The 737-nt window shown below is 37.3% G+C and carries 1 protein-coding gene; it reads left to right on the top strand.

Annotation, left to right across the window (positions count from 1 at the left end; genetic code table 11):
- Positions 1-737, top strand: a 737-nt coding sequence (locus tag ACN1CN_RS22795) for an AMP-binding protein (protein ID WP_419137990.1), incomplete at both ends; no start/stop codon positions are given.

Here is a 737-nt window from a genome sequence, read left to right as displayed (position 1 = left end):
CATTGATCTTGTTTCGGATTTTTATCAGGTAGAAGCGAGTTCTAATCTTCCACAACATAGTTTAGCAAAGAATCTGGCTTATGTTATTTATACCTCCGGAACGACAGGCAGGCCTAAAGGGGTGATGATCGAGCACTCCGGGGTTGTTAATTTAGTTCAACAGCAAATTAGTTATTTTGAGATTAGAAATAATTACATTGGGATTCAGTTTTCTTCATATGTTTTTGACGCAGCAGTTTCTGAAATTTTTACTGTTATAACTATAGGAGCTAAACTATCGATAGTTTCAAATTTGATAAGACAGGATGTTCAATTACTAGAGGATTATATTGAGGCTAATAAGATCAATGTAGCGACTATACCACCTGCTTTATTGCATACGATGTCTTATAAAGAGTTTCCTAATCTTAAAACATTAGTTGTTGCTGGAGAATCCTCTTCATCAGACCTAATGGAAAAATGGAGTAAAGGCAGAAGATTAATAAATGCCTATGGTCCAACAGAGAACACAGTGTGTGTAAGTATGCATTTATATAAGGATGGCGATTTAAACACCAATATCGGCAAGCCTCTTTCTAATATGAAAACTTATGTGCTTGACGCTAATAACCTTCCTGTTCCGATAGGTGTTATCGGTGAGCTTCATATAGGGGGTTCGGGTTTGGCCAGGGGGTATTTGAACCGTTTGGATTTAACCCATGAGCGATTTATAGATAATCCTTTTGCCACGCAGACAG

Origin of the sequence: Flavobacterium sp. T12S277 (genome assembly GCF_048514875.1) — a bacterium.
In the GTDB taxonomy this organism is placed as follows: Bacteria; Bacteroidota; Bacteroidia; order Flavobacteriales; family Flavobacteriaceae; genus Flavobacterium.
The sequence above is the reverse complement of the archived record's forward strand: the minus strand, read 5'-3'. Positions and strand labels throughout refer to the sequence as shown.